Consider the following 25407-nt stretch of genomic DNA (forward strand, 5'->3'; position numbering starts at 1 on the left):
TCATGGAATTGGCTTGGAGTAATTTTTCCGACACTGATTAGTGTTGTGCTTTCAAAGGATTGATATGTTCAAACTCATTACTCCCAAAACCGATAATCAGATAAACAAGTATTATCAGTTTCGCTGGCAACTGCTTCGTGAGCCATGGCGTATGCCGATCGGCTCAGAGCGCGATGAATACGACGAAATGAGTCATCACCGCATGATTGTTGATGGTCGAGGTCGTCCTATGGCGATTGGCCGTTTATACATTACGCCGGACAATGATGGCCAGATCCGCTATATGGCGGTTAAAAATAATCGCCGTAGCAAAGGGATGGGTTCGCTGGTTTTGGTTGCACTAGAGTCGTTAGCACGCCAAGAAGGAGCGAAACGCTTGGTGTGTAATGCCCGTGAAGATGCCATCGCCTTTTATGAAAAAAATGGCTTTGAGCGTCGAGGTGAGCTGACCGATGAGCGTGGCCCTGTGCGCCATCAGCAAATGGTGAAGCAACTGGATCCGATGGCCAATGTGTTACGTCGCCCTGAATGGTGTACTGAGCTTCAACAGCGCTGGGAGCAACAAATCCCAATTAGCGACAAAATGGGGATCAAAATTAACCAGTACACGGGTTACCAGTTTGAATGCTGTGCGCAGCTTAATCCTAACCTTAATCCGCATAACACCATGTTCGCCGGGTCAGCTTTTACCTTAGCAACCCTGACAGGGTGGGGGATGACGTGGCTGCTGCTTAAAGAGCGTGGGTTGCACGGTGATATTGTGTTGGCCGACAGCTCTATTCGCTATCGTCAACCAGTCGAACAAAACCCCGTGGCGAGTACTTCGTTGGATGGGATCAGTGGTGACCTAGACCGATTGGAGTCGGGACGCAAAGCACGCATCGTTATTCACGTAGTGATTTATAGTGGTGACACGCCAGCTGTTGATTTTGTCGGTACCTATATGCTGATACCGAACTACTCGCAGTTACTCAGTTGCTGATGGGGTAAGCGCCGACTGATCTGCTGGGCGCTTATCTGTTTCACCTTCTTGCTCTGTCGGTAAGAGGGTTTGTTCTGCTGCGGAATTCGTGTCGGGTACTTCATCTTCTTCGATAACTTCTTCGTAAAGCTCTTCCTCTTGAGTCTCCAAATTGATGTTATCAATTACGATTGGCTGCTCGATGGAAGGTTCATTTTTCTGTGGAGTCTCAATATCAGTAGGCTCGGCCAGTTTTGATGCGTTCACGCACTCATTACGGTGGGTTTCACCACTTAGTAGATCGCCTTCAATGTTTCCGCACGACTCTTCCAATTGATAAGTAATGCCACTTAGCGGGTTGTTGGCCATATCAAATGTTCCCCAAACCTTACCACTTATGGCTTTTCCTGAAATTGTGACCGGCTTTATGGCAACTTCCCCTCGTTGCGCGCTTAAACGCAGTGGACTTAAGGTAATGGCTTTGAGCGAATGATCCGCTTGGGAATTCAAGCGGGTATCTCGGAGATTGGCTTCCACTTCACCCGATAAGCTGTAGGCCAGCATGTTGCGATTACCTGATAACCCTTGTAGATCGAGGCTAAGATCGGAAAAACCATCAATAGCCAGTGTGTCGGGTAAAAAATAATCGTGGAAGAGCGATAAGGGAATACCATCAGCATTGACGTTGAGCGCCCAAGGTTGGCTCGGGGTACTCAAATCTATTTGTCCGATGCCTTCTACGTAGCCTTGCTCGAGTGGCGCAAAAAGGCGAGTCAATTGCCAAAAGCCATCTTTGCTTTGCATGGCAAGTGCTGCGTGAGACGTGAGTATTTGGTCATAGCTGGCGTTGACAACGCTGACTTCCAATTCGCCTTGCCAAAGGCCCCAACGTTGAGCCGACTGTTTAATATCAAGCTGTTGCCCTTCGATATTTAAACCGGAAAGTTGCCAATAAGGTTCGTGAGATAGCTGGATAATTTGGCTGCGCTCAATGTCGAGTCGTTCGATTGCAACATGCTCTAACTCGCTGGTGGCGGCGTGCCACCAATTTAGGTTGTCTTCTGGCTGTGTTGCCCACTTGAGGCCTTGAATAGAGGCTTCTTTGAGCTTCCATTGTGTTGGCGTGAACAATCCAGAAACTTGCACTCGACCTTGCTGCCAATCTAAACTGAGCTCGTTGAGCTGGATTACTCCTGGCTCGATAGCGGCACTCAAACGTGGCTCTATTGCGGTTTGCTGCTGGAATCGAACGCTATCCGCCTGCAATGACACTTGAGCTTTTGTCTTCCAGAGAGACAGTGGCAGTGTGGCGTTTTCCACAGAAAGATCCAAGTTCTGCCAGTGCCAGTCGCCCCATTCAATATCGGCGTTAAGCAAATCTAAGCTATTAATATGATTAATGTTAAATGGTAGATCGTGCCAAGGTTTTGCAAGCAGTGACTGGCGCTGCGTATTACTCAGTTTCAGCTTGTTGATGGTCACATTTACTAAAGACCAGCCTTGAGGATACTGCTCCCCTTGCCCAGATATTTGACTGTTACGCCAGTTAAAAGAGGTGCCATAAAGCGTACTGTCTTGCGGTTTGTAGTCTATATCGACTAAGACTTGATTAAAGGCTTCGCCATTCCAATAGAGTTGGTCAGCTGCAAGTTGAACTTCGCCATATGGTATTAATTGACCATTCCATTGTGGTGATTGAATTTGAAGGTCAATGCCATTGGCAGAGAACTGCTCGTCGGCGTAATCAATATTTTTGAGCGCGATTTGATGGAATAAAACGTTATCTAAAGGTGGGAGCTTTGGTGCGCCATACTGCAAGCTCATACCATCAATCAATAAACTATCAACGATCCATTTACCATCGCGATAAACATCGGGATTCATCCATAAATCGACTTGCTCGATGTAAGACGCATCGTCTCCGCTGGTGTTCACGCGTTGTAAAGTTAGGTGATAGGGAAAGCCATAACGCACGCTTTCGGCCCGGAAGGGAAGAGAAAAGGTGTTTGACAGCAAGCGCCAGGTTGCGTCCGCGTAAGATGTTGTTAGCAGCGCAATCGTAGCGGCTGGAATGGCAACTAAGATAACCAGTAACAGAAGTAGAACTCGACGCGCTGTTTTCATCTTTGCTAGAACCTACGTGTGTTATGAAATAAAACTAGATAGGCTTTAGCTTGTATCAATATTCTGTGGTATTCAATAAAAAGCCCCTCAAAAGAGGGGCTTGAAGCAATTTTTGTAACTTGGCCTACGTAAAGGTGATAAGTTAATGCCAACTTTTCACTGCGTTTACGCGACGTCGCTGTTACTCGATTTAATCAATCTGAGGACCAGCCGCAACCAGAGATTTACCTTCAGCGTTGTCTGTGTACTTATCAAAGTTATTGATAAAGCGCGCTGCTAAATCTTTCGCTTTGCTTTCCCACTGAAGTGGGTCAACGTACGTGTCGCGAGGGTCTAGAATGCTAGGATCCACACCTGGTAGTGACGTTGGTACTTCAAGGTTGAAGATTGGAATGTGCTTAGTTGGTGCTTCTTCAATCGAACCATCAAGAATGGCATCAATAATTCCGCGTGTATCTTGAATAGAGATACGTTTGCCAGTGCCGTTCCAACCAGTATTCACTAGGTAAGCCTCAGCGCCCGCTGCTTCCATGCGTTTTACCAGTACTTCCGCGTATTTTGTTGGGTGGAGCGTTAGGAACGCCGCGCCGAAACAAGCAGAGAAAGTTGGTGTTGGCTCAGTAATACCGCGCTCTGTTCCCGCTAGTTTGGCGGTAAAGCCAGACAGGAAGTGGTACTTAGTTTGCTCAGGTGTCAATTTAGATACTGGAGGCAGTACGCCAAATGCATCGGCTGATAGGAAGATCACTTTATTCGCGTGACCGCCTTTTGATACTGGCTTAACGATATTATCGATATGGTAGATAGGGTAAGAAACACGTGTGTTTTCTGTTTTCGAACCATCATCAAAGTCGATAGAGCCATCGCCACGTACTGTTACGTTTTCTAGCAGTGCATCACGACGAATTGCATTGTAGATGTCCGGCTCCGCTTCTTTCGAAAGTTTGATGGTTTTTGCGTAACAACCACCTTCGAAGTTGAAGACACCGTCATCATCCCAGCCGTGCTCATCATCACCAATTAGCGCACGTTTAGGATCAGTCGACAGGGTCGTTTTACCCGTACCAGATAGACCGAAGAATACCGCTACATCGCCATCTTTGCCCATGTTAGCGCTACAGTGCATTGATGCGATGTCTTTTAGTGGAAGGAAGTAGTTCATCATCGCGAACATACCTTTCTTCATTTCACCACCGTACCAAGTACCACCGATAAGTTGCATGCGCTCAGTTAGGTTAAATACGGTGAAGTTTTCTGAGTTCAGGCCTTGCTCTTCCCATTTTGGATTAGTGCATTTTGCGCCATTCATTACTACGAAGTCTGGTTCAAATGTCGCTAACTCTTCTTCCGTCGGGCGAATAAACATGTTTTTAACGAAGTGCGCTTGCCATGCGACTTCTGTGATAACACGAATGCTCAAACGTGTATCTGGGTTTGCACCACAGTAACCGTCAACAACAAACAAGCGTTTGTTAGAAAGCTGGTTTGTGACCAGTTCTTTTAGCTCGTCCCACACTTCAGGAGTGATTGGCTTGTTATCATTTTTCACTTGATCAGACGTCCACCACATATGTTCTTCTGTCGTAGCGTCTTTGACGATGTATTTATCTTTTGGTGAGCGACCAGTAAAGATGCCAGTGTCAACGGCAACCGCACCTAGTTCAGTAACCACGCCGCGCTCATAACCGGTTAGGTCTTCACGCGTTTCTTCCTCAAACAACATTTCGTAGCTTGGGTTGCGAATAACCTCTTTTACGTTATGCAGTCCGTGCTTGGTTAGATCAAGTGTTGCAGCCTTAGTATGTTCCATAACGGTCATAGGTGCTCCTTATAAGGATTTTGTAGGGATTTTGTAAGAATGTTTTAATTTTAATCTGCTCACCATGCTAGCAACGGGGCGGGGAGAAAACAGGGAGATAGCTCAAAATTTACCCATGATTTCAATAAGGTTTTAGGTAACCCGTCACATATTGGTGGGAATAGTCTATCGTGCACGCAATCCTTTGCGCTAGGGCAAAATTATTATTAATTGTTTAAAATTAAGCAGTTGTTTTATTACGCTTGAGGCTAGTTATTACGAGGGGTTGATCACAAAAAGGCCAGCATTAAGCTGGCCTTTTGTAGGGTAAATTACGTGCTTGATAAGCTATGTAAATTAATGCAGGGTTTTCTTGTCTGTAGAAGCTTGTGCATACAGTTCAGTGACTTCAGATTCGTCGAACGTATAAGTTGTGCCACAGTAATCACAATGTAAAGAAACTGATCCAACTTCTGCCAAAATGTCATAAATTTCAGCTTTCTCAACGGTGATGATTGCTGCACCGCTACGCTCACGAGAACAGCCACAATGGAACTCGACAGGTTGCGGCTCGTACAGACGTACTTTGTCTTGGTTATATAGTCGATACAATAACTCGTTCGCTTCTAAACCAAACAATTCTTCATCTTTTACTGTGTCAGTGAGCTGCTCTAGATGTTCGAAATCATCTGGAGAGCCAGTGCCGTCAGGGATCACTTGAATCAACATACCTGCTGCGTGTGCTTTGCCTTCATGCTCACCAGTGCGGATCCATAGGCGCGTTTTTAACTGCTCTGAGTTTGCAAAGTAGCCTTCTAGCACTTCTGCTAAAGTGTCACCTTCTAGTCCAACGACGCCTTGGTAACGCTCGCCGTTTTTCGGTTCGATGGTGATCACAAGGTAGCCCTTACCCATTAGATCGTGAATATTTGCGTCATCGGCAACATCGCCTTCCCAGCGAGCTACGCCACGAACACGTTGGTTATGGTCACCGTTGATAACGGCAAGAGACACAGGACCGTCGCCTTGTAGCTGGATGGTGATCGAACCTTCGAACTTAAGAGTGGCAGTTAAAAGAGTAGTTGAAACGAGTAGCTCACCCAGCAGTTTCTCTATTGCTGCCGGATATTCCTTGCTGGAGATAACACGTTGGTACGCTTCATCTAATTGTACCAACTCGCCACGTACTGAAAGATCTTCGAATAGGTAGCGGTTTAAAACATTATTTGCCATGGAGTGCTTTCCTCGTTGGTAATTCCGGCTTTTATTGGTGTTTGAACTTAATGATGTCTCGGCGCTGCTTTTTATCTGGGCGGCGTTCCGGACTTGGGTTGTGGGCATTAAGCTTACGTTGAGTCGCGTGTTCCTCACGTTTCGCGATACTCTCATTGGTTTCGCGATATAAGGTTTGTGCGATGGGAGCGCCTCGGCGTTGATCTGAGATTTGTTCGATGATCACGATTTTTTCTTCGTTGCCTTGACGAAGTCTGACTTCAGCGCCCACTTCAACGATTTTACTCGGCTTGCTTCGTTGGCCATTATAGTGGACTTTACCGCCATCGACCATGTTACGCGCGATGGAGCGGGTTTTGTAAAATCTTGCGGCCCATAGCCATTTATCTAGCCTAACGGCTTCATTTAGGGAACTCATAGAACACTACGCTATCTAATCACTGCCCGAATACGGCAATGAGTGATGGATTATTCACCTACAGATGGAGTCAAGGCGTATTTTTTTCAAGGGAGTTGGCAAAAACTGCATAAGAAAAAGGTATGAAAGACAACTTGTGATATAGTTCACTGCTCTTTGTTGAGTAATAATTTTATTGCAAATTTAGCAATTTAAAGTCGATAGCTATCGTTATAGCTTAAATGACGGACGTTAGAATAAAGGAATCCATTCAGTGAAACGTTTAGAGCTAAGTGCAGGATTATCAAGCAGACCGCTACTGGCTCAGATCAAGTCCAATCATTATACCATTCAAGCCAAACTTAGCTTGTTGCTTACCTGTCTGTTTATTGCGATAACCGGATGGATACTTGGCAAAATTGTGTGGTTAGCCATACCTCAATCGTCGGAAGTGCCGCAATGGCGTCCATCGGCGAGTAGCGTTGCTGCGAGCAATAAAGGCGACGCGATAGATTTTAATGCCCTTCAGAATGCCAACCTATTCGGTAAATACACTGAGCAAAAAGCGGCGGTTGTAGAACAGCCTATTGTTAAAGACGCCCCTAAGACGCGCCTTAACCTTACGCTGGTCGGTGCGGTTGCCAGCAGTGATGCCAACACCAGCCTTGCTGTTATTGCTAACCGAGGTAAGCAAGCTACGTACGGTTTGGGTGAAGAAATCGAAGGGACACGTGCGACACTAAAAGCGGTATTGGTGGATCGCGTCATCATTGATAACCAAGGTCGAGACGAGACCTTAATGATGGAAGGTATAGAATATAAGAAGCTATCTGAATCGCCGCAGGTAGCTAGGGCGCAAGCTCAGCGAGCAGAAGCAGCGACGTCTGACGTTGGAGAGAAATTAGAGCAAATCCGCGAAGAAATTGCGAAAGATCCACAAAGCGTTTTTAAATACATCACCATTTCACCCGTCAAAAAAGACGGAGACATTGTTGGTTATCGAGTATCACCTGGTCGTGATGCCGCATTATTTAATGATGTAGGGCTACAACCTGGTGATATTGCGGTTCAACTGAACGGGATCGATTTAAGTGATCCGTCTTCTTCAGTACAACTGATGCAAGTGATGAGCGATCCGCAAGAATTAAATTTAACTGTTGAGCGAGACGGCCAACAGTACGATATCTATATCCAATTGTAAGACTTAGGCAACCGGCGTAAGTTCAGGGAGACATACGTGAAACATTGGTTCAGCAAAAGTGCTTGGCTACTAGCAGGAAGTTTACTCTGCGTACCAGGTGCAATGGCAAACGAATTTAGTGCGAGCTTTAAAGGCACTGATATTCAAGAATTCATCAACATAGTGGGTCGTAACCTCGAAAAGACCATCATTGTTGATCCTTCAGTACGCGGTAAGATCGATGTCCGCAGCTATGACGTACTTAACGAAGAGCAATATTACAGCTTTTTCCTTAATGTCCTTGAAGTATACGGTTACGCAGTCGTAGAGATGGACAATGGGGTACTTAAGGTTATCAAAGCAAAAGACTCAAAAACCTCAGCAATCCCTGTGTTAGGTGATGGCAGCGCGCAAGGCGATAGTGTTATCACTCGAGTTGTCGCGGTGCGTAATGTGTCGGTTCGAGAGTTGTCTCCTCTACTTCGTCAACTGATTGATAATGCCGGTGCCGGTAACGTGGTTCATTATGATCCAGCGAATATTATCTTGATTACTGGTCGTGCGGCAGTAGTGAATCGCTTAGCAGAGATCATCAAGCGTGTTGACCAAGCCGGTGATAAAGAAATTGAATTGGTGGAGCTGCGTAATGCATCTGCTGCTGAAATGGTACGCATTGTCGAAGCACTGAATAAAAGTGCGAATCAGAAAAGCACGCCAGAGTTCCTTGAACCTAAAATTGTGGCCGATGAACGTACTAACGCGATTTTAATTTCTGGTGATCCAAAAGTAAGAGCCCGCTTGAAACGTTTGATTCGTCAACTTGATGTTGAAATGGCGACAAAAGGTAACAACCGAGTTGTGTACCTGAAAAATGCGAAAGCTGAAGACTTGGTGGATGTATTGAAAGGTGTTTCCGATAACCTGCAAGCTGAAAAGCAAGCCGGTCAGAAAACATCAGGTGCATCGCGTGGTGAGGTCGTCATTGCTGCTCACGCTGCAACTAACTCGTTAGTTTTAACAGCGCCGCCAGATATTATGATGGCATTACAAGACGTCATTTCTCAACTCGATATTCGTCGTGCTCAGGTTCTTATTGAAGCGTTAATTGTCGAAATGTCTGAAGGTGATGGTATTAACCTAGGTGTTCAGTGGGGTTCGTTAGAAACGGGTGCTGTAATTCAGTACGGTAACTCAGGAGCCCCGATTGGTCAGGTGATGGTTGGTCTAGAAGAAGCAAAAGATCAAACCCGAACTGAATACTATACCAACTCTAATGGCGAACGAACGCCATATGATGTTACTGAATCAGGTGACTACTCTACGCTAGCGTCAGCACTTAGCGGAGTAAATGGTGCGGCAATGAGTATTGTCATGGGTGACTGGACAGCGCTAATTAGTGCTGTTGCTTCTGACTCCAACTCAAACATTCTATCTTCTCCGAGTATTACCGTAATGGATAATGGCGAAGCATCATTTATTGTGGGTGAAGAGGTTCCGGTTATTACGGGCTCTACGGCTGGCTCAAACAACGACAACCCATTCCAAACGGTTGACCGTAAAGAAGTCGGTATCAAACTCAAAGTAGTGCCACAAATTAACGAAGGTGACTCTGTACAGTTAAACATTGAACAAGAAGTTTCCAACGTATTAGGCGCGAACGGTGCGGTTGACGTTCGCTTTGCTAAACGACAGTTAAACACCTCTGTCATGATCCAAGATGGTCAGATGTTGGTTCTTGGTGGCTTGGTCGATGAACGCGCACTTGAAAGTGAGTCTAAAGTGCCGCTATTGGGTGACATTCCGGTACTGGGTCACCTGTTCAAGTCAACTAGCACGCAAACAGAAAAACGTAACTTGATGGTGTTCATCAAGCCGACGATTATTCGCGATGGTGTGACGGCTGACGGTATTACGCAGCGTAAATACAACTTTATTCGCGCAGAACAGCTTTATAAAGCGGATCAAGGGTTGAAGTTGATGGCAGACGAGAAGATCCCGGTTATGCCAGCCTTTGGCCAGGAGCGTCAGCACCCAACAGAGATTCAAGCGTTTATTGATCAAATGGAAAACAACTAATGGTTGATATGTTAGACACAGCGCCAAGTATGCGTCGTCTGCCATTCAGTTTTGCCAACCGCTTTAAACTGGTGCTGGAGACAGAGCATCCTGAGCGTCCACCTATTCTTTACTATGTCGAGCCGCTTAACCCTGCGGCTCTGGTTGAAGTCCGTCGTGTATTAAAGAAAAGCTTCGTACCGCAACCTATCGATAAAGAAGCCTTTGATAAAAAGCTGACCGAAGCATATCAACGCGACTCGTCTGAAGCGCGTCAGTTGATGGAAGATATTGGTGCTGATAGCGATGATTTCTTCTCTTTGGCTGAAGAACTGCCGCATGATGAAGACTTATTAGAATCGGAAGACGATGCGCCAATCATCAAATTGATCAACGCCATGTTGGGCGAAGCGATCAAAGAAGGTGCGTCGGATATTCATATTGAGACGTTCGAGAAAACCCTTTCGATTCGTTTCCGTGTCGATGGCGTATTGCGTGAAGTCCTGACTCCAAGCCGTAAGCTAGCGCCTTTGCTAGTTTCTCGTGTGAAGGTTATGGCTAAACTAGATATCGCAGAAAAGCGTGTGCCTCAAGATGGCCGTATTTCGTTGCGTATCGGTGGTCGTGCGGTGGACGTGCGTGTATCTACGATGCCGTCCTCACATGGTGAGCGCGTGGTAATGCGTTTGTTGGATAAAAACGCGACTCGTCTTGATTTACATAGTTTGGGCATGACACCTTCAGTGCATGACAACTTCCGTCACTTGATTGGCCGCCCTCACGGTATCATCTTGGTGACGGGCCCGACAGGTTCTGGTAAATCCACCACCTTGTACGCTGGCTTGCAAGAGATCAATAGCAACGAACGCAACATTCTAACGGTTGAAGACCCGATCGAATTTGATATTGATGGCATCGGTCAAACTCAGGTGAACCCAAAGGTCGACATGACGTTTGCGCGCGGCTTGCGTGCCATTCTGCGTCAGGACCCGGATGTGGTGATGGTCGGTGAGATCCGTGACTTAGAAACCGCACAAATTGCAGTGCAAGCGTCCTTAACGGGTCACTTGGTAATGTCTACTCTCCACACCAACACCGCAGTGGGTGCGATTACGCGTCTACGTGATATGGGTATTGAGCCATTCCTTATTTCTTCTTCGTTATTAGGGGTGCTAGCGCAGCGCTTAGTTCGAACGCTTTGTCCAAGCTGTAAAGAGCCGTATGAAGCCGATGCGGAACAGAAAAAACTGTTTGGTATGGAAGCGCATGAACCGTTAGAACTGCACCGAGCAAAAGGCTGTGAAGCGTGCAACCAAAAAGGCTACCGAGGTCGAACAGGTATCCACGAGCTCATTATGGTTGATGAGCAAGTGCAAGAGTTGATTCATCGAGAGTCTGGTGAACAAGAAATTGAGAGAGCCGTTCGCGCCCATACGCCAAGTATTCGCAGTGATGGTTTAAGCAAAGTACGTCGTGGTATTACGTCACTTGAAGAAGTGATGCGAGTGACGAAGGAAACCTAATGGCGGCATTTGAGTACAAAGCGCTAGATGCAAAAGGCAAGCATAAAAAAGGCACGATAGAAGGGGACAACGCCCGACAAGTGCGCCAGCGACTCAAAGAGCAAGGGATGATCCCGATTGAAGTGGTCGAGACGAAAGCTAAATCGGCTAAGTCTTCAGGTTCAGTCAGCTTTAAGCGCGGTATCTCAACATCTGAGCTGGCACTCATCACACGGCAATTGTCTACGCTAGTCCAATCAGGAATGCCTTTGGAAGAGTGTTTGCGTGCGGTCTCTGAGCAGGCTGAAAAGCCGAGGATTCGTTCTATGTTGGCTGCGGTTCGCTCGAAAGTAACAGAGGGTTATCCGCTTGCCGACAGTTTTGCCGATTACCCACACGTGTTTGATGAACTGTACCGCTCCATGGTTGCGGCGGGTGAAAAATCAGGTCACCTCGATACCGTATTAGAGCGTTTGGCAGACTATGTCGAAAACCGCCAAAAGATGCGATCTAAATTGCTTCAAGCCATGATTTATCCTGTAGTTTTGGTGGTATTCGCGGTTGTCATCGTTTCGTTCTTATTGGCGACAGTGGTTCCTAAAATCATTGAACCCATCATTCAGATGGGCCAAGAGTTACCTCAATCGACGCAATTTTTACTGGCAGCCAGTGAGTTTGTGCAAGATTGGGGGCTGATTATTTTCGTTGTGCTGGTGGTGCTTTTCTATGGCCTCAAACTGGCGTTGCAAAAGCCAGACTTTCGCTTAGCTTGGGACAGAAAAATCTTGAGCTTACCGCTAATAGGTAAGATCTCTCGAGGTTTGAATACCGCACGATTCGCACGAACGCTTTCGATCTGTACTTCCAGTGCGATTCCAATTCTAGAGGGTATGCGCGTTGCGGTAGATGTTATGTCTAACCGTTATGTGAAGCAGCAAGTGTTGCTTGCAGCGGATAACGTTCGAGAGGGCGCTAGTCTGCGTAAGGCGTTGGACCAAACCCGCTTGTTTCCACCAATGATGCTACACATGATCGCCAGTGGTGAGCAAAGTGGTGAATTAGAGAGCATGTTGACGCGGGCAGCCGATAACCAAGATCAAAACTTTGAATCAACAGTCAATATTGCTCTGGGTGTGTTTACTCCTGCGCTGATTGCATTAATGGCTGGATTAGTGTTGTTCATTGTGATGGCGACCTTGATGCCAATGTTAGAAATGAATAACTTGATGAGCGGATAATTTCGAATTAAGACGTGTCTACTAACGGCATGGCTTTAATCTAACTTTCGGAGAAAAAAATGAAGTTTAAGCGTAGTAAACAACAGGGTTTTACACTTTTAGAAGTGATGGTTGTTGTGGTTATCCTAGGTATTTTGGCAAGTTTTGTTGTTCCAAACCTATTGGGTAACAAAGAGAAGGCTGACCAACAAAAAGCGATTACGGACATTGTCGCGTTGGAAAATGCCTTAGATATGTACAAGTTGGATAACAGCGTTTACCCAACAACGGACCAAGGTCTAGAAGCATTGGTTAGTAAGCCATCTAACCCAGAGCCACGCAACTACCGTGATGGTGGTTACATCAAACGTCTTCCTAATGACCCTTGGGGCAACCAGTACCAATACTTAAGCCCAGGTGATAACGGTACAATCGATATCTTCACTCTAGGCGCAGATGGCCAAGAGGGTGGAGAAGGTCCAGCTGCAGATATTGGCAACTGGAACATGCAAGATTTCCAATAATTGAGCCTAAGCCAGCACTAATGAAACAAATGCGAAAACATAACGGTTTTACATTGATAGAAATTCTATTGGTGCTGGTTTTGCTATCTCTTACGGCTGTGGCCGTGATCTCGACGTTACCGACTAGCCAAAAAGATCTTTCCAAACAGTATGCTCAAAGCTTTTTTCAGCGTTTACAGCTGCTCAATGAAGAAGCGGTGCTGAGCGGTAAAGATTTTGGCGTTCGAGTGGATGATGCCAAATCGACCTACGCTCTACTGAGTTTAACCTCAGAAGGTTGGCAGCCTCTGAAATTAAAGCAGATTCCGAGCAAAACCAAGCTAGAAGAAGATATTACGCTACAACTCGAACTCGGCGGTGGTGCTTGGGATAATGATGAGCGCTTATTCAAACCAGGTTCTCTTTTTGATGAAGACATGTTCGCAGAAGAAGAGGACGAAAAGAAAATTGAGCCACCGCAAGTGTTTATCTTTTCCAGCGCCGAAGTCACGCCATTTACCCTGTCTTTTTTTCCGCAAAATGGTGATGCCTTTAATGACGGTTGGCGAGTCATTGGCAAAGAAAGTGGACAAATTTTGTTATTAGCCCCGGGCGAAGAAGTGAAAGAGGATGAGAATGCGCAATTTTAAGCAAGCTCGCCTAAATTTGAGTCATCGCCGGACGAGAGGCATGACCTTACTGGAAGTATTGGTCGCACTGGCAATTTTCGCCACCGCTGCCATCAGTGTCATTCGCTCCGTGAGCCAGCATATTAATACAATCAGTTATTTAGAAGAAAAAATGTTTGCAGCCATGGTTGTGGATAATCAGATGGCAAATGTGATGTTGAATACCGGAGAACTCAAAGCGAAAAACGGCACAGAAGAGCTGGCAGGACGCACTTGGTTCTGGAAAGTCACGCCAGTCGCCACGACGCAGCCATTGCTGAAAGCATTTGATGTAAGCGTCTCGGTAGAGAAAAGCGCGAGCCCTATAGTAACGGTACGAAGCTATGTGGCGCAATAATAATCCCCGCGCAAATACGCGCCAAAGGGTAAAAGGTTTTACACTTATTGAAGTGTTGGTATCGATTGCCATCTTTGCCAGTTTAAGTGTCGCTGCGTACCAAGTGGTATCGCAAGTACAGCGTAGCAATGCGCTATCACAAGAACGAACCCAACGCTTAAACGAAATTCAGCGTGCCATGGTGATGATGGATAACGATTTTCGTCAAATGGCGATGCGTCAAACACGTACTAATGGTGAAGAGCCTGCTAGCCGGCTAATTTTTTGGTCCGATTACCTGTTGGACTCCGATACCAAAGGACTGATGTTTGCCCGTTTAGGTTGGCACAACCCTCAGCAGCAGTTCCCTCGTGGAGAAGTAACCAAGGTTGGCTATCGCTTAAAAGAAGAAACACTGCAGCGAGTATGGTGGCGCTATCCTGATACGCCGGTTGGGCAACAAGGTACTGTTACTCCATTGCTAACGCAGGTCGAGTCATTTGATATGCGTTTCTATGATGGTAAGCAATGGAAAAAAGAGTGGGCTGAAGAAAAAGCGCTGCCGAAAGCGGTTTCTGTTGTTCTCACTCTCAAAGACTATGGAGAAATTGCCCGCACTTATCTCACTCCTGATGGCACATTGAGTCAGAAAGAGGAAAGTTCAGGAGACAGCAATAATGGTTAACCGTCAACGCGGTGTTGCTTTGATTATAGTGTTGATGTTGCTGGCGATTATGGCGACGGTTGCTGCCAGTATGTCGGAACGTTTGTTCTTGCAGTTTCAGCGAGGCGCTAATCAAATCAATTACCAGCAAGCGTATTGGTACAGCCTTGGCGTCGAGGCGCTAGCAAAAGTGGGTATCGAGCAAAGTTATAAAGACACCGACACGATTAATATGAGTCAACCGTGGGCGATAAAAGAGCAAGTCTATCCGTTAGATTATGGTCAAGCGGCGGGACGAATTAGAGACAAGCAAGCGTGCTTTAATCTAAATGTATTGAGTCGTGTGCAACCAACGGGTCAGCAAATTACAAGACCATATTTAGTGAATGTATTGCAGCGCCTATTAGAAGAGTTGGATGTCGAGCCATATCAAGCAGAAATCATTGCAGACTCTACTTGGGAATACATTGATGCTGACGACTCTGTCCGTTCGACTACTGGGGTTGAAGACAGCACATATGAAGCGATGAAGCCTTCCTATTTAGCATCAAATGGTTGGATGGCAGATGCTTCCGAGTTACGTGCTGTCTATCAGGTGAGTGGTGAAATTTTCCAAAAATTGGAGCCGCTGGTCTGTGCATTACCAAGTGATGACTGGCGTTTAAACGTGAATACGATTGATGTTGAGCAAACTCCGATTTTGGTGGCAATGTTCTCACCAAACTTAAGCAGTAGTGATGCGATTCAGCTAATTGAAAAACGCCCATTTGATGGGTGGGATAGCATTGATGAATTTTTAGCAGAGTCAGAAATGGCTGGCTTAAGTGAAGATGTAAAGAAAAACGCCAAAGGCTATTTGGGTGTGGATAGCGCCTTTTTTGAATTGGATGCACAAGTGTTGGTGGATGAATCACGTGTACGTATCCGAAGCCTTTTGCAAAGTACAAATAGAGAAACGGTGACCGTAGTTCGCCGTCGTTTTGGAGGGATCAGTGAGCGAGTTTCTGACCGTTCGGCTGAGTAGCGAACAACAAAGTACCATTCCTTGGGTGGTGTGGTCGACAGATCAACAGGAAGTGATTGCTAGCGGTGAAATCGCCGGGTGGGAACACTTAGATGAATTGGTCTCATATGCTGGTCAGCGCCAAGTTGTGGCGCTGTTGGCGAGTAATGATGTAGTCCTGACGCAAGTGGATATACCACCTGGTGCAACACGCCAATTCGAGGCTATGTTACCGTACTTAGTGGAAGACGAAGTTGCTCAGGACGTTGATGGCCTGCACTTTAGCGTGTTGGGTAAACAAGCGGATAAAGCGCAGATTTGCGCAGTTGAACGTGCTTGGATTCAGACTGTACTGCAACGTTTCTCAAGCCAAGGTATCGCCATTAAACGCATTTTACCCGATGTGCTTGCGTTACCGGTTCGTGGAGATCACAGCAGTGCTGCAATGATTGGCGAGCAATGGCTAATTCGTCACTCTGCGACAGAGGGCGCGGTTGTCGACGCTTCTTGGTTAGACCTTTACCTCTCTTCTTATCTACAAAATCATGAAGGTTGGAAGCTCGATTGCTTTAGCTCGGTCCCGGAATCTGCGTTACCTGAAATATGGGATCCGCAACCAGAAGAAATGACGATGGCTTTACTGGCGAAGGGGGTGACAGAAAGCAAAGTCAATTTGCTGACTGGGATCTTCAAGCCGAAATCTTCTTGGGGTAAATACTGGAAGCTCTGGCAAAAAGCCACCATTGCTGCGGGGGTGCTTATCGTCGTCATGGTTGCGCAGCAGTTGCTCGTGGTCCACAAGTACGAAGCACAAGCTCAAGCGTATCGTGAGGAGAGTGAGCGTATTTTCCGCCAGGTGTTCCCAAATAAACGACGCATTCCTACCGTTAGTTACCTCAAACGACAAATGGATGATGAAGAGCGCCGCTTATCTGGTGGAAGTGGTCAGCAGGCAATGTTGTCATGGTTGGCGGCATTACCCGCGACGCTTGGTCAGGTCAGCGACTTGGAGATCACTAGCTTTAAATACGACGGACAACGTGGCGAAGTACGTATTCAGGCTCGTAGTTCAGACTTCCAACCTTTTGAGCAGGCTCGTGTGAAATTGGCAGAGAAGTTTAATGTTGAGCAAGGTCAGTTGAACCGTAGCGATAACGTTGTGGTTGGCAGCTTTGTTTTGAAGCGTTTGTGAGGTGATGATGAAAAACATAATTTCTCAAGCTCAGGTTTGGTGGAGTAGCATCTCGCAGCGTGAGCAGCGTTTGGTCATGGGATGTGGCGCTATTGCCGTTATCGGTATTATTTATTGGGGTTTATTACAGCCAATGAGCCAACGTGCGGAGCTAGCTCAGTCACGTATTCAAAGTGAAAAGCAGTTGCTAGCTTGGGTACAAGATAAAGCGGATGGCATCACTGCACTGCGAAAAAGCAGCGGTGTGAGCTACTCTAGTCAACCGTTGAATCAGTTGGTTTCTTCTTCAGCTCGTCGTTATAAAGTTGAGTTGATTAGAGTACAACCTCGTAATGAGAGCGTTCAAGTGTGGATCAAACCACTCGCGTTTAATCAACTAGTGGATTGGTTACGTTACTTGAAAGAGCAACAGGGTATTGAAGTCGAATTTTTAGATATCGACCGAACAGAGCAAGCGGGCATGATCGATGTAAACCGCCTTCAGTTTAAGCGAGGTTAAGGTGAAGCGAGCAGTACTTTACGTTGTTATCTTTATCGTCTTTTTTTCAGTAAGTCTTTTAATGGGATTACCAGTCTCTTGGGTGTTACAACAAGCACCAACAGTGAGAGACCTGGACATTCAAGGAGCCAACGGTTCGGTATGGCAAGGTCAAGCTTCTAGTATTCGTTGGCAGCGCCAGAACCTTGGAGAAGTTAATTGGGATTTCCAATGGTCGAGCCTACTGACAGGTAAAGCTGAGTTTGCTGTGCGCTTTGGTCGTGGTAGTGAAATGGACGTCCGTGGGCGCGGTTTTGTCGGCTATAGCTTAAGTGATGGCCCTTATGCCAAAAACTTAGTTGCCTCGATTCCGGCGGTAAAAGTTGTTGAGCAAGCGCGCCTCCCTGTGCCTGTTGGTGTTGATGGGCAGCTTGAGCTGAATATTCGTCATGCGACTTATGCTGCGCCTTGGTGTAAGAACGGTGAAGGCACTTTAGTATGGAATGCCAGTGGTATTCAAAGCCCCGTTGGCAGCTTAGATCTCGGTCCTGTGATTGCCGATATAAACTGTCAGGATAGTGTATTGACGGCAACTGGTGAGCAGAGCAGCAAACAAGTCTCTGCGGCGTTTTCCGCTGAACTGATGCCTAATCAACGGTACTCAACCAAAGCGTGGTTCAAACCTGGTGCAGAGTTCCCATCCAGCATGGGGGAGCAACTGAAATGGCTGGGTAAGCCGAATGCTCAAGGTCAATATGAGTTTAATTACCAAGGGCGCTTCTAACCTATCGTGACAAAATCCAATATCTTAAAAGAGCTGCTATTGTGCAGCTCTTTTTGCTTTTGGATCATCGTAAGCTAAAACCTCTATTCGCTGTACATTCGATCTTGATTGGGAGTGAATGAAAGTTTAAAGTCATGATTTTTAAGCGATTTGTTTCTTTTGTTCAGCTTTGCAAGTAACTGGAACATGGTAGGCCAAATACTCCAAGTGCTGTACAGAAGGTCAAAAAGAAAAGGCCACGAAGATATTCGTGGCCTTTCTATTGCTAGAATTTTGTGCTCTAAATTTTACCGATAGGGCGCTTAATCTTTGCGTTGTAAAATCTCATTCCAAGGTAAATCCGCATCACCAAGAACAATAAAATTCGGGTTTTCTAGTGTTTCCCGCTCGTTATATGACAGCGGTTCTAATTGCGTGCTGAGAATACGTCCGCCAGCTTCTTCAACAATGCATTGTGTCGCAGCGGTGTCCCACTCACCTGTTGGACCTAGTCGGAGATAGCAATCTACCGCCCCTTCCGCGACGAGGCATGCTTTCAATGCCGCAGAACCGAGCGGTATTAAGTCGTAATTCCAGGCGCTGCTCATACGGTTAGTAATACGATTGATGTCTTGGCGACGACTAATAGCAATTGCGATGCTTTGCTCTGGCTGTTCGTGTTTGTGTGTATGGATTTTGACGCTGTCCGACATGTCGGGAATTTTCCAGGCGCCTTTGCCATTATAAGCGTAGTAAGTCACGCCAGATACAGGGCCGTAAACGACGCCCATGGTTGGTCGATTGTTGTCGACCAACGCAATAATAGTGGCAAAGTCACCACTGCGAGCGATGAATTCTTGAGTACCATCAAGAGGGTCGACTAACCAATAACGTTCCCACTGAGCGCGTTGCTCTAAGCTTATGTCTGCGTCTTCTTCTGACAACACGGGAATGTCAGGCGTCAGATCACTCAAGCGTTCAGTGATGAACTTGTGAGCTGCAATATCTGCACTTGTTACGGGAGTTTCGTCACTTTTGGTGTAGGCCTCGTATTGCTTCTTTTCATATATTTCGAGGATCATTTGCCCAGCACTGCGGGCAATCTCGATGACTTGAGGAAGTAGGTGAGATAGATCTTTTGTCATTGGCATAAGTGATAGTCCTTACTCACAGTGTTATTCGGTTCTAATGACCGTTATTGGTTATGCTTGTGAGTGGTGTTTGGTAAGTGTTTCAGTGCCAACATTAGCGCTGTGATGCTTCGTGCTTCACAGAAATCCATGTGAGTTAATAACTCTTCGGCTTGCGCAAGTGGCCAACGCACAATTTCCAGTGGTTCAGGCTCATCGCCTTCTTGCTTCTCTGGATAAAGCGCCTGTCCTAAAAATAGAGTCATTTTGCTCGAAAAGTAAGATGGCGCGAGGATAACTTGTTTCAACGGGGTTAACTGATTACAGCCAAAGCCGATTTCTTCTTTTAACTCACGATCCGCAGCTTGGTGTGGTGTTTCTCCTGGGTCAATCAGCCCTTTTGGGAAACCTAGCTCGTAACGTTCAGTTCCAGCGGCGTATTCACGCACCAGTAATAAATCGCCTTGTTCTGTTACAGGGACTACCATTACAGCATCTCGTCCACTTGGCTTCATACGCTCATAAGTACGGTGCTCACCATTGGAAAAACGAAGGTCGAGCGCTTCCACAGCAAACAGTTTGGATTTTGCAACCGTCTGGCATGAGAGTATCTCTGGTGGGGTTCGTTTCGGCATGACGCTGGCTCCTTGGTGTCGTTGGCGTTTACGAGATGCGTAAGATTCTTAATATATGAGAACTCCGCCTGAGTTTCTAGCGGATTTTACGAGTCGAGCTAAGCATCTCAGCATCACCTCAGTATCGATACAAAAATGGGAGACCGAAGCCTCCCATTTTCTGACAGTGTTTACTCTTAGTAGTAAGAGTGATCACCACGGTCATGTTCTGTTGCATCACGAACTGCGGTTAGTTCACCAATGAACTGGTTTAGCAGTTCTTTCTCGATGCCTTCTTTAAGTGTTACGTCAACCATAGAACAGCCATTACAACCGCCACCAAATGCAACAATCGCAACACCGTCTTCAGTGATCTCAACCAAGTTTACGTGACCACCGTGGCCAGCAAGTTGTGGGTTCACTTGAGTTTGGATAACGTACTCAACGCGCTCAACCAGTGGTGCGTCGTCCGCAACTTTACGCATTTTAGCGTTAGGTGCTTTTAGCGTTAGCTGAGAGCCCATTTTATCGGTAACAAAATCGATTTCAGCGTCTTCAAGGAATGGCAGGCTTAGCTCATCCACGTAAGCTGAAAAACCGCTGTAAGAGAGTTCAGTGTCGGTCGATTCTACTGCTTCTGGTGGGCAGTAAGACACGCCACACTCAGCGTTTTGTGTACCTGGGTTCACAACGAAAATACGAATGTTAGTGCCTTCAGGTTGTTGACCTAAAAGGTTAGCGAAATGCGTTTGCGCAGTTTCTGTAATAGTAATATTTGACACGACGAATACCCGAGTAAATTTGTAGGTTACTGCTGCTATTCTACTCTTGTTGACGTATGGGTCTAGTCTTTTTGATGCTAAGGCATGGCGAAGCGATCTAGAGAGAACGAGGAGCAGGTGTTCTGCAGATGCAGTAAATATCGATGCTTTCTACGCCAACTTCAAGTAGTAAATGACATAATTGTCGGACGGTACTGCCTGTGGTGACTACATCATCGACGATGGCAACATGGGAAGAGTGAGGTTGCTTATTGAGAATAAACGCGCCTTTTAAGTTTTGTTCACGGCTTGTTTTGGTATTACCACGCTGTGATTGGGCGAGCTTTACTCGACGAAAGACCTTCGCATCAAAATTAGTCTGCAATTGCTTGGCGAGGTGTCGGGCTAAAACATCACTTTGATTAAAACCCCGGCGCAGGTAACGCTGCCAGTGCAATGGCACACTGGTAATGATTGGAGCTGGCGTGGTGATGCGCTGTGCCAGTTGCTCGGTTAATGCTTTTACATGCCAAGACTCTCCGTGATCTTTAAAGCGTTGTACTTCCCGTGAAAGGGGAAAGTCGTAATCGCCTAACGTGTATAGCCTTTGCCATGGCGGTGGCTCTGAAAGACATTCACCACAAATACTATCCGTACTCATTTCTTCTTTCTGTAATGATAAACCGCAGCGTTGACATCGTTTTACCGGAGTTAGGTATTTTAAACAGTGCTCGCACCAGCGCAGAGTATTTGTGTGGCTTGGTGTTTGAATAGGGAACCGACACAGGCCGCATTGACTGCTCAATACACGATGCATGATGTTTTGCCAGTGATGAGATAACATAGCGTTTATTCATGGTGATATTTTACTCAGCCTAACGTTTGGCTGAAGCCGTAGGGAATAAAATAAGTGGGAGAGATTGAGAGCATGAGCACGAAATTACACTGGCAGTCATTTGGTCAGGGACCAGATTTGGTGTTACTTCATGGTTGGGGCATGAATGGTGCGGTATGGCAGCAGACAGTCGAGTCTCTTCAACCTTATTTCCGAGTTCATGTGGTTGACCTTCCGGGGTACGGACATAGCGCCGAATCTCATGCTGAAGATTTAGACCATATTGCTAACTTGGTGGTGCAAGGTGCGCCAAAGAACGCGATTTGGCTTGGTTGGTCCCTCGGAGGTTTAGTGGCGACGCATGTGGCATTAAATATGCCCGAGCGCGTGGCTAAGTTGATTACGGTTGCCAGCTCACCTAAATTTGCCGCAGAAAAACCGTGGCGTGGCATTCAACCGAATGTACTGAGTGCGTTCACCTCTCAGTTGCTAGAAGATTTCTCACTGACCATTGAGCGCTTTATGGCGTTGCAAGCGATGGGCAGCCCATCAGCGCGTAAAGACGTTAAACAGCTCAAGCAAGCGGTACTATCGCGCCCTCAGCCAAACCCTGAATCGCTGTTGGTTGGGCTAAACATCCTTGCTGATGTGGATCTGCGCGATGCGTTGACGTCTCTTTCTGTTCCAATGTTGCGTCTTTATGGCCGTTTAGATGGGTTGGTGCCAATTAAAGTAGCTAACGATTTAAGTGAACAGTTGCCTCATACCCAGCAGTTTGTTTTTAATCAGTCCTCTCATGCGCCTTTTATCACCGAACATGACGAATTTTGTGTTCAAATCCGAGAGTTTGCTCACGATTGAGCAAGTACGAGCGGAAATACCTCAAGTTGTTTAAAAAGTGGTCGATATAAAGGGTGGTGAGGTTTTATTAGCCAATAAAGCTAAGCCATATTGACGAGTTGGGCGACTCTGAGGAGGGTTCGCAATGATTGTGTCACCGACCAACGTAAGTGTGCCACTGATCGCCCCATCCGTGAATGTGCAGACGGAACAAGCAGCTCGCGACAATAAAGTCCGAGAGCCTGTAACGCCAACGGTCGCATTGGCCAAAACCAATGCAGAGCGAAAAGTAAAAGGTGACGACAAGCGCCGACGTCAGTCTTCTTGGGATCCTTCAGAGCATCCTGATTATGATATGGAAACGGAAGTCGACACGCGTTATCAAGAAGAGCCGGAAGATACACTAGAACGGCTTTTTAGTTTGCTTGCGCTCAAATCGTATAGTGAAGACCAGGGGAAAGGCTACGCGATCCGCTTTCGCTTACCAAAGCGCATTTTGGATGCTGCGATCAATGAAGGATTAATGGAAAAGCGCAGGAAGGTGATCAAGTTTCATTATGGTCATGCAGTCGCTCCCCATACCCCGTCAGAAGTGATAGCAGTATTATGACGACTCAATATCCTACTCAAACAAAAACGCTCCAAGCAGGTTGACTGATTGGAGCGTTTTCTTTTTAGTTATGAAAGCTCGTTAGCGGTGAAGCCTAGGTAAGATTACTTTTTCGCTTTAGCAAACGCTGCAGCAAATGCACCGCCCATCGCGCTGTTCGATGACGAATCATCACGGCGAGGCTGACGACGCTGCGGTTGGTCATTACGACGCGGCGCTGCTGATGAGCGTTGGCTACGGTTGTCTTGACCCGGCTCGTCGTTCATACGCATCGATAGACCAATACGTTTACGCTGCACGTCAACTTCCATCACTTTCACTTTGACGATGTCGCCCGCTTTCACCACTTCACGTGGGTCAGACACATAACGATCTGTCAGTGCAGAGATGTGTACGAGACCATCTTGGTGAACGCCGATATCAACGAAGGCACCGAAGTTGGCTACGTTCGATACCACACCTTCTAGAATCATGCCCGGTTCCAAGTCAGATACCGAGTTTACACCTTCTGCAAACGTCGCCGTTTTGAATTCTGGACGTGGGTCACGACCCGGCTTATCCAGCTCTTTGATGATGTCTGTAATGGTTGGAACGCCGAAGTTATCGTCGGTGTAATCGACCGCATGCAGACCTTTAAGGAAGCTTGAATCACCAATCAGTGCTTTGATATCTTTGTTGTTCTTCTCAGAAATCGCTTTGACCACTGGGTACGCTTCTGGGTGAACCGCAGACGCATCAAGTGGGTTCTTACCATCCATGATTCGTAGGAAGCCTGCACACTGCTCGAACGCCTTAGGACCTAAACGAGGTACTTTCTTTAAGGTTGTACGTGCTTCGAAGCGGCCGTTCTCATCGCGGAAGTCGACAATGTTCTGCGCGATGGTGCTTGATAAGCCTGCTACGCGCGTCAGTAGCGCCGCAGAAGCAGTGTTCACATCAACACCAACCGCGTTTACACAGTCTTCCACAATCGCATCTAGGCGTTTTGCCAACATAGATTGGCTTACATCGTGCTGGTATTGACCCACACCAATAGATTTCGGATCAATTTTCACGAGTTCAGCCAATGGATCTTGCAAACGACGTGCAATCGACACTGCACCACGCAGTGATACGTCCATATTCGGGAACTCTTTTGCTGCAAGCTCAGACGCTGAGTAAACCGAAGCCCCCGCTTCACTTACGATGATCTTCTGAACTTTCAGGTTGCCACGTTTGATGACGTCTGCGACAAAGCTGTCGGTTTCACGTGAAGCCGTACCGTTACCAATCGCAATCAAATCCACATTGTACTTACGCACCAACTGATCAACGATTTGTGCTGACTTGTCGTATTGTTTTTGTGGTGGGTGAGGGTAGATGGTTTCGGTGGCAAGCACTTTACCTGTTGAGTCGACAACCGCGATTTTTGAACCTGTACGCAGACCCGGATCGAGGCCAAGTGTTGCACGAGGGCCAGCCGGTGCTGCCATCAACAAGTCTTTTAGGTTAGTGGCGAATACTTCAATCGCTTCGATTTCAGCGCGCTCTTTCATTGCGCCCATTAGCTCGGTTTCCATGTGCATCGATACTTTGATGCGCCATGCCCAGCTGATCACTTGCTTACGCCAGGTATCCGCCGGTGCGCTGCTTAGCGTTACGCCATAATGGTCGGCGATAATCGTTTCGCAGTAAGACTGACGAGCGCCTTCTTCCTGTTCTGGATCAGCGTTCATCGCCAATGTCAGGAAGCCTTCGTTACGGCCGCGTAGCATCGCCAGTGCGCGGTGCGATGGCACTTTGCTTAGGGGCTCGTTGTGGTTGAAGTAATCTTTAAACTTCTCGCCTTCTTGCTCTTTGCCTTCAACGACTCGTGAAACTAGTTCCGCATTGCGATTTAAGTGGTTGCGAATTTTTTCCAGTAAGTTTGCGTCTTCTGCGATGCGCTCCATGATGATCGCGCGAGCGCCATCCAATGCAGCTTTGGTGTCTGCGATGCCTTTGTCTGCATCAAGGTATTTGCTTGCTTCGCTTTCTGGCTCGGTTTGTGGATGATTCCAAAGCTGATCTGCGAGTGGTTCAAGACCAGCTTCAATCGCGATCTGACCTTTCGTACGACGCTTTGGTTTGTAAGGTAGGTATAAGTCTTCAAGACGAGTTTTGCTGTCTGCCTGCGCGATCTCTTGTTCTAGCTCTGGCGTCAGTTTGCCTTGCTCTTGGATTGATTTGAGGATGGTTTGACGGCGATCATCCATTTCACGAAGGTAAGACAGACGGCTGTCCAAAGTACGCAGTTGGGTATCATCAAGGCCCCCCGTCACCTCTTTGCGGTAACGTGCAATAAAAGGGACAGTGTTGCCATCATCAATTAGGGTGACAGCGGCGTTGACTTGCTCTGGGCGAACATTCAGTTCTTGAGCAATCATGCGACAGATAGCTTGGCTCATCCGTGTTTTCTCTTTTAATTCGGTTTTGGTTGTATAGAACATTGGGGTCATTCGAAGAATTTGCAATGTTTTAAATTAACGAGGCAAAAATTTACCGGGCGCTGGTGGACATCAGT

The 25407-nt window shown here is 46.8% G+C and carries 24 protein-coding genes; 15 read left to right on the plus strand and 9 right to left on the minus strand.

The window, feature by feature from the left end; translation table 11 throughout:
• Positions 1 to 64: 64 nt before the first annotated feature.
• Positions 65 to 982, plus strand: a complete 918-nt coding sequence (locus R7Q46_RS15760; protein ID WP_005379283.1) for a bifunctional GNAT family N-acetyltransferase/hotdog fold thioesterase — start codon at positions 65 to 67, stop codon at positions 980 to 982.
• Here the strand turns inward: R7Q46_RS15760 and R7Q46_RS15765 are convergent.
• The 4 genes from R7Q46_RS15765 to hslR form a co-directional block, all read right to left on the minus strand.
• On the minus strand, positions 968 to 3085 hold the full coding sequence (locus tag R7Q46_RS15765; protein WP_318077604.1) for an AsmA family protein: 2118 nt from the start codon (positions 3083 to 3085) through the stop codon (positions 968 to 970). The two genes, R7Q46_RS15760 and R7Q46_RS15765, sit on opposite strands and share 15 nt — an antisense overlap.
• 190 nt (positions 3086 to 3275) lie before the next feature.
• A complete protein-coding gene (gene pckA, locus R7Q46_RS15770) occupies positions 3276 to 4904 on the minus strand; it encodes a phosphoenolpyruvate carboxykinase (ATP) (protein WP_005379288.1) in 1629 nt (542 codons plus the stop codon).
• A 336-nt stretch (positions 4905 to 5240) separates the two neighbouring features.
• Entirely contained in the window at positions 5241 to 6116 is an 876-nt protein-coding gene (hslO, locus tag R7Q46_RS15775) for an Hsp33 family molecular chaperone HslO (protein ID WP_005379290.1), read from the minus strand.
• Between the two features lie 31 nt (positions 6117 to 6147).
• The gene (hslR, locus tag R7Q46_RS15780) at positions 6148 to 6534 is read right to left on the minus strand and encodes a ribosome-associated heat shock protein Hsp15 (RefSeq protein ID WP_005379292.1); all 387 of its coding nucleotides are present in this window, start codon (positions 6532 to 6534) and stop codon (positions 6148 to 6150) included.
• 253 nt (positions 6535 to 6787) lie between these two features.
• On the opposite strand from hslR, the gene gspC reads away from it, so the two are divergent.
• The 12 genes from gspC to R7Q46_RS15840 are packed head-to-tail and all read left to right on the plus strand — an operon-like array spanning position 6788 to position 18096.
• Positions 6788 to 7714 carry a type II secretion system protein GspC gene (gene gspC, locus R7Q46_RS15785; protein WP_005379294.1) on the plus strand — a complete coding sequence of 309 codons (927 nt, stop codon included), beginning with the start codon at positions 6788 to 6790 and terminating at the stop codon, positions 7712 to 7714.
• A 36-nt stretch (positions 7715 to 7750) separates the two neighbouring features.
• Complete coding sequence (gene gspD, locus R7Q46_RS15790) at positions 7751 to 9769, plus strand: type II secretion system secretin GspD (RefSeq protein WP_005379295.1); 2019 nt, start codon at positions 7751 to 7753, stop codon at positions 9767 to 9769.
• A complete protein-coding gene (gene gspE / locus R7Q46_RS15795; protein WP_005379296.1) occupies positions 9769 to 11271 on the plus strand; it encodes a type II secretion system ATPase GspE in 1503 nt (500 codons plus the stop codon). The genes gspD and gspE overlap by 1 nt, the downstream gene beginning before the upstream one ends.
• The gene (gene gspF / locus R7Q46_RS15800; RefSeq protein ID WP_033905910.1) at positions 11271 to 12488 is read left to right on the plus strand and encodes a type II secretion system inner membrane protein GspF; all 1218 of its coding nucleotides are present in this window, start codon (positions 11271 to 11273) and stop codon (positions 12486 to 12488) included. The genes gspE and gspF overlap by 1 nt, the downstream gene beginning before the upstream one ends.
• A 59-nt stretch (positions 12489 to 12547) precedes the next feature.
• Positions 12548 to 12991, plus strand: coding sequence for a type II secretion system major pseudopilin GspG (gspG, locus tag R7Q46_RS15805; RefSeq protein ID WP_005379298.1), 444 nt, complete (start codon positions 12548 to 12550; stop codon positions 12989 to 12991).
• Positions 12992 to 13020: 29 nt separating this feature from the next.
• Positions 13021 to 13620 carry a prepilin-type N-terminal cleavage/methylation domain-containing protein gene (locus R7Q46_RS15810; RefSeq protein ID WP_017635010.1) on the plus strand — a complete coding sequence of 200 codons (600 nt, stop codon included), beginning with the start codon at positions 13021 to 13023 and terminating at the stop codon, positions 13618 to 13620.
• Positions 13607 to 13996: a type II secretion system minor pseudopilin GspI gene (gspI, locus tag R7Q46_RS15815; protein WP_170960382.1), complete on the plus strand. Its 390-nt coding sequence runs from the start codon at positions 13607 to 13609 to the stop codon at positions 13994 to 13996. Before R7Q46_RS15810 ends, gspI begins: the two co-directional genes overlap by 14 nt.
• Positions 13983 to 14660: a type II secretion system minor pseudopilin GspJ gene (gspJ, locus tag R7Q46_RS15820; RefSeq protein ID WP_047103742.1), complete on the plus strand. Its 678-nt coding sequence runs from the start codon at positions 13983 to 13985 to the stop codon at positions 14658 to 14660. The genes gspI and gspJ overlap by 14 nt, the downstream gene beginning before the upstream one ends.
• Positions 14653 to 15663 carry a type II secretion system minor pseudopilin GspK gene (gspK, locus tag R7Q46_RS15825; protein ID WP_005382999.1) on the plus strand — a complete coding sequence of 337 codons (1011 nt, stop codon included), beginning with the start codon at positions 14653 to 14655 and terminating at the stop codon, positions 15661 to 15663. Before gspJ ends, gspK begins: the two co-directional genes overlap by 8 nt.
• Positions 15632 to 16834, plus strand: a complete 1203-nt coding sequence (gene gspL / locus R7Q46_RS15830) for a type II secretion system protein GspL (RefSeq protein ID WP_165401605.1) — start codon at positions 15632 to 15634, stop codon at positions 16832 to 16834. The genes gspK and gspL overlap by 32 nt, the downstream gene beginning before the upstream one ends.
• Before the next feature lie 7 nt (positions 16835 to 16841).
• Positions 16842 to 17333, plus strand: coding sequence for a type II secretion system protein M (locus R7Q46_RS15835; protein ID WP_213886589.1), 492 nt, complete (start codon positions 16842 to 16844; stop codon positions 17331 to 17333).
• Position 17334: 1 nt separating this feature from the next.
• Positions 17335 to 18096: a type II secretion system protein N gene (locus R7Q46_RS15840; RefSeq protein WP_213886568.1), complete on the plus strand. Its 762-nt coding sequence runs from the start codon at positions 17335 to 17337 to the stop codon at positions 18094 to 18096.
• 302 nt (positions 18097 to 18398) lie between these two features.
• Here the strand turns inward: R7Q46_RS15840 and cysQ are convergent, their stop codons facing one another.
• The 4 genes from cysQ to R7Q46_RS15860 form a co-directional block, all read right to left on the minus strand.
• Positions 18399 to 19226: a 3'(2'),5'-bisphosphate nucleotidase CysQ gene (gene cysQ, locus R7Q46_RS15845; protein ID WP_005379308.1), complete on the minus strand. Its 828-nt coding sequence runs from the start codon at positions 19224 to 19226 to the stop codon at positions 18399 to 18401.
• 44 nt (positions 19227 to 19270) lie between these two features.
• Complete coding sequence (nudE, locus tag R7Q46_RS15850) at positions 19271 to 19840, minus strand: ADP compounds hydrolase NudE (RefSeq protein WP_005379309.1); 570 nt, start codon at positions 19838 to 19840, stop codon at positions 19271 to 19273.
• A 176-nt stretch (positions 19841 to 20016) separates the two neighbouring features.
• Positions 20017 to 20601, minus strand: coding sequence for a Fe-S biogenesis protein NfuA (nfuA, locus tag R7Q46_RS15855; RefSeq protein ID WP_005379313.1), 585 nt, complete (start codon positions 20599 to 20601; stop codon positions 20017 to 20019).
• 97 nt (positions 20602 to 20698) lie between these two features.
• Entirely contained in the window at positions 20699 to 21424 is a 726-nt protein-coding gene (locus tag R7Q46_RS15860; protein WP_025998648.1) for an amidophosphoribosyltransferase, read from the minus strand.
• 84 nt (positions 21425 to 21508) lie between these two features.
• On the opposite strand from R7Q46_RS15860, the gene bioH reads away from it, so the two are divergent.
• Positions 21509 to 22276 carry a pimeloyl-ACP methyl ester esterase BioH gene (bioH, locus tag R7Q46_RS15865; RefSeq protein WP_213886567.1) on the plus strand — a complete coding sequence of 256 codons (768 nt, stop codon included), beginning with the start codon at positions 21509 to 21511 and terminating at the stop codon, positions 22274 to 22276.
• A gap of 124 nt (positions 22277 to 22400) precedes the next feature.
• Positions 22401 to 22865: a hypothetical protein gene (locus tag R7Q46_RS15870; RefSeq protein ID WP_005379316.1), complete on the plus strand. Its 465-nt coding sequence runs from the start codon at positions 22401 to 22403 to the stop codon at positions 22863 to 22865.
• A gap of 104 nt (positions 22866 to 22969) precedes the next feature.
• Here R7Q46_RS15870 and R7Q46_RS15875 read toward each other — a convergent pair whose 3' ends face one another.
• Complete coding sequence (locus tag R7Q46_RS15875; RefSeq protein WP_017820698.1) at positions 22970 to 25291, minus strand: Tex family protein; 2322 nt, start codon at positions 25289 to 25291, stop codon at positions 22970 to 22972.
• Positions 25292 to 25407: the final 116 nt, after the last annotated feature.

Source organism: Vibrio sp. 811 (genome assembly GCF_033339195.1).

Bases quoted from the DNA above. Each gene is read 5' to 3' on its own strand.
- R7Q46_RS15835 (WP_213886589.1), top strand. From the start codon at position 16,842: ATGAAAAACATAATTTCTCAAGCTCAGGTTTGGTGGAGTAGCATCTCG.
- gspF (WP_033905910.1), top strand. From the start codon at position 11,271: ATGGCGGCATTTGAGTACAAAGCGCTAGATGCAAAAGGCAAGCATAAA.
- R7Q46_RS15870 (WP_005379316.1), top strand. From the start codon at position 22,401: ATGATTGTGTCACCGACCAACGTAAGTGTGCCACTGATCGCCCCATCC.
- R7Q46_RS15810 (WP_017635010.1), top strand. From the start codon at position 13,021: ATGCGAAAACATAACGGTTTTACATTGATAGAAATTCTATTGGTGCTG.
- R7Q46_RS15760 (WP_005379283.1), top strand. From the start codon at position 65: ATGTTCAAACTCATTACTCCCAAAACCGATAATCAGATAAACAAGTAT.
- gspE (WP_005379296.1), top strand. From the start codon at position 9,769: ATGGTTGATATGTTAGACACAGCGCCAAGTATGCGTCGTCTGCCATTC.
- R7Q46_RS15860 (WP_025998648.1), bottom strand. From the start codon at position 21,424: ATGTTATCTCATCACTGGCAAAACATCATGCATCGTGTATTGAGCAGT.
- pckA (WP_005379288.1), bottom strand. From the start codon at position 4,904: ATGACCGTTATGGAACATACTAAGGCTGCAACACTTGATCTAACCAAG.
- bioH (WP_213886567.1), top strand. From the start codon at position 21,509: ATGAGCACGAAATTACACTGGCAGTCATTTGGTCAGGGACCAGATTTG.
- gspK (WP_005382999.1), top strand. From the start codon at position 14,653: ATGGTTAACCGTCAACGCGGTGTTGCTTTGATTATAGTGTTGATGTTG.
- cysQ (WP_005379308.1), bottom strand. From the start codon at position 19,226: ATGCCAATGACAAAAGATCTATCTCACCTACTTCCTCAAGTCATCGAG.
- R7Q46_RS15765 (WP_318077604.1), bottom strand. From the start codon at position 3,085: ATGAAAACAGCGCGTCGAGTTCTACTTCTGTTACTGGTTATCTTAGTT.
- hslO (WP_005379290.1), bottom strand. From the start codon at position 6,116: ATGGCAAATAATGTTTTAAACCGCTACCTATTCGAAGATCTTTCAGTA.
- gspJ (WP_047103742.1), top strand. From the start codon at position 13,983: ATGTGGCGCAATAATAATCCCCGCGCAAATACGCGCCAAAGGGTAAAA.
- nudE (WP_005379309.1), bottom strand. From the start codon at position 19,840: ATGCCGAAACGAACCCCACCAGAGATACTCTCATGCCAGACGGTTGCA.
- hslR (WP_005379292.1), bottom strand. From the start codon at position 6,534: ATGAGTTCCCTAAATGAAGCCGTTAGGCTAGATAAATGGCTATGGGCC.
- gspG (WP_005379298.1), top strand. From the start codon at position 12,548: ATGAAGTTTAAGCGTAGTAAACAACAGGGTTTTACACTTTTAGAAGTG.
- R7Q46_RS15875 (WP_017820698.1), bottom strand. From the start codon at position 25,291: ATGAGCCAAGCTATCTGTCGCATGATTGCTCAAGAACTGAATGTTCGC.
- gspI (WP_170960382.1), top strand. From the start codon at position 13,607: ATGCGCAATTTTAAGCAAGCTCGCCTAAATTTGAGTCATCGCCGGACG.